Here is a 2,530-nt window from a genome sequence, read left to right as displayed (position 1 = left end):
CCACATCGAGATCATCTTCCGGGTTCCCCCGCTCGATGGCCCAGCCGGCCCAAAATCACCAAGCAAAATGACCAGTTCCACGCAACATTGTACAGACGTTCGTGGAGCGCACATTCGCATGGCTGGGGCGATGCCGCAGGCTGGCCAAGGACTGGGAGAAATCCCTCGCTTCCGCAGAAGCCTGGATATACGTCGCTCACATTCGCCTGCTCACCCGCAGGCTCGCAAGAAGTTGATATCAAAACACTCTTTTTGATTCAGGCTCTGAGGCCGTATAGCCAAAAATAATTGAGCAAGGAAAAGTTCGCCAGGCTGTGCCAGCTCGGGATCAGCAGGTTTACCCAAATGAGTGCCGTCGCAAGATGAAAGGCATTCCACGGCCAAAGAAATTCCGGAATCCAGGCCACCACCTTTTTTGCACTGAACGGACGATGCCACAGCGGCGCCGGCTCGGCGCGGCGGTGCGGCACCCAATTGCCGCGTTTGTCGCGTGTTCCATACTGAAGGTCATCCATCGTAACAGCGCCTCCCCGCAGGGCTATACCCCATTGGGCTCTTCACAAGATCGGCCCCTCAACTGGGCACGATTCATATCGGAGGCTTGATATTTCCAGAAGACGAAAATAGTATCAAAGTGACATTTGTGTCATTTAATATCAGTCACTATGATATTGTCAGGATGACGTTCATGAAGCGGCCGACAATCCACGATCTCGCTACCGCGGCAGGCGTTTCGGTGGCGACTGTGAACAGAATTCTGAGTGGCACCGTTTCAGTTCGCCCGAAAACCGTCCAACGCGTTCAAAGCGCAGCGGAAGAGATTGGGTTTTACGGAATCGGAGCCATTGATGATCGGGCTCGTAAGATATCTCCACATTACCGACTAGGCTTCCTGCTTCAGCAGTCGACCCGCGACCTCTATCAGTTGTTCGGGAAGAAGATTATTGCCGCCTGTCGTGAGCGTCGGGATGAGGTCATCGATCCAGTAGTCGACTTCGTGGATCTGCTGACACCCGAGACAATCGCGAGCCGGCTGATTGCGCTCGGCGATTCATGCGACGCCGTTGCGGTGGTCGCGGCAGATCACCCAATTATTGGCCAGGCGATCCGCTCACTGAAGGAAGTGGGAAGACCGATTGTTTCTTACATTACGGATCAATCCGCACCGGAACGTGCAGCTTATGTTGGCACAGACAATTGGAAGCTGGGTCGCACGGCGGCCTTCCTGATCGCCCAAACCACTCAAGGACCGGGTCGCATTGCGGTTTTCATAGGAAACCATCGGTATCAATGCCAGGACGTCTCAGACGCCAGTTTCCGTTCGTATTTGCGCGAACACGCTCCGCGGCTCACAGTGGAGGAAAGCCGCCCAACCCACGAGGAATCGAACGAGGCTTATCGAATGGTGGCCGAGTTGCTTAAGACGAATGACGATCTTGTGGGAATTCTGATCGTCGGTGGCGGAATTACCGGTGTACTTCGTGCTTTGAGGGAGGTGTCCTCAGAGAGGCGAGCGGGTATCAAGGTGGTATGTCGTGACATTGGCCCCGAAACCCGAAAAGGACTGTCCGAGGGCTTGATCACAGCAGCTCTCTGCCACCCCCTTGAAGCCACTTCGGCCCTTCTTGTACAGACAATGATTGATGTCATTGGACCACAGGCGCCGTTAGCTACTCTTCAGCGGTCCATACCTTTCGAAATAGTCACGCCGGAGAATATCTGACGCAAATGTCAGCTAGGGGTCGCCCACTCGATTGTTTAAATAACATATAACCTATTGAAATTGCTGTGGAATATTTTCCAGCGTCGCGCAAACTCCGACATCAAGATCGTCATGTGCGGCAGATATCGAGGTGCAGCGCCTGTGTGGCCGCATGTCCGCCGGTGCGCCGCATCTCGTCCTACAGCATCGGAAAGATGTCGAAGCCGAAATCGAGGTCCTGACCGAACGGCCCACGAAAATCGATATCGGCGAGTTGCCCAAGATTGTGGAAGATGAACCAGCCCGGATTGGTAGCGCGCAGGATCTGGACCTGGTCGTGTTGAAAAGCCGCCGTCGCCCCAGCTAGGAACCGGTGGTAGTCCTGTACATGCCCGGGGCTCGGATAGGACGGCATAAGCGGCCGCGGCAGCTCGATCTGCGAGAAATCGTCATAGGCCGTCGCCCAGAAATGGCCACCCCAGGCGAAGTTCAGTGCGTCGATCGCGCCGTATTTGTGCTGCAGGAATTTCTGGAACTCCAGCCGCGTCAATTCGTGCCGGAGAAGCGCAAGCAGGCCTACCTGAAAATCCAGGAGACCGTGCGCAACGATCTGCCATTCCTGCCGATGTTCCAATATGCGACGGTCCGCGGACACAAATCCGGTGTCGAGGGCGTCGAGCCGAACATCAACGTGCGCATCGATTCCTGGGACGTGGCCACTTGGCACTGGTCCTAGCTGCGGACGTGAGGCCGGGCCGGCACTGACGGCTCGGTTTCAATCGCCGACAAAGGCGCCACTGGCGCGACCCATATCCGACGGACAGCAAA

The 2,530-nt window shown here is 55.9% G+C and carries 3 protein-coding genes and 2 pseudogenes; 3 read left to right on the top strand and 2 right to left on the bottom strand.

Annotated features, from left to right (window positions below; all coding sequences use genetic code 11):
- Positions 1 to 101 precede the first annotated feature (101 nt).
- Positions 102 to 236: pseudogene (locus tag NKJ94_RS37155) on the top strand (IS5/IS1182 family transposase); the annotation flags it as partial.
- Between the two features lie 21 nt (positions 237 to 257).
- Here the strand turns inward: NKJ94_RS37155 and NKJ94_RS37150 are convergent.
- The gene (locus NKJ94_RS37150) at positions 258 to 515 is read right to left on the bottom strand and encodes a hypothetical protein (protein WP_352532717.1); all 258 of its coding nucleotides are present in this window, start codon (positions 513 to 515) and stop codon (positions 258 to 260) included.
- 173 nt (positions 516 to 688) lie between these two features.
- Here NKJ94_RS37150 and NKJ94_RS37145 point away from each other — a divergent pair, with 173 nt between their 5' ends.
- Complete coding sequence (locus tag NKJ94_RS37145; protein ID WP_352532715.1) at positions 689 to 1,723, top strand: LacI family DNA-binding transcriptional regulator; 1,035 nt, start codon at positions 689 to 691, stop codon at positions 1,721 to 1,723.
- A 115-nt stretch (positions 1,724 to 1,838) separates the two neighbouring features.
- Here NKJ94_RS37145 and NKJ94_RS37140 read toward each other — a convergent pair.
- A pseudogene (locus NKJ94_RS37140) lies at positions 1,839 to 2,249 on the bottom strand (beta-galactosidase); the annotation flags it as partial.
- A 6-nt stretch (positions 2,250 to 2,255) separates the two neighbouring features.
- Here NKJ94_RS37140 and NKJ94_RS37135 point away from each other — a divergent pair.
- Complete coding sequence (locus tag NKJ94_RS37135; protein ID WP_352532713.1) at positions 2,256 to 2,438, top strand: hypothetical protein; 183 nt, start codon at positions 2,256 to 2,258, stop codon at positions 2,436 to 2,438.
- Positions 2,439 to 2,530: the final 92 nt, after the last annotated feature.

Source organism: Mesorhizobium sp. M0060, from assembly GCF_040323155.1.
Lineage (GTDB): Bacteria > Pseudomonadota > Alphaproteobacteria > Rhizobiales > Rhizobiaceae > Mesorhizobium.
This window is presented reverse-complemented; position numbering and strand designations above follow the sequence as displayed.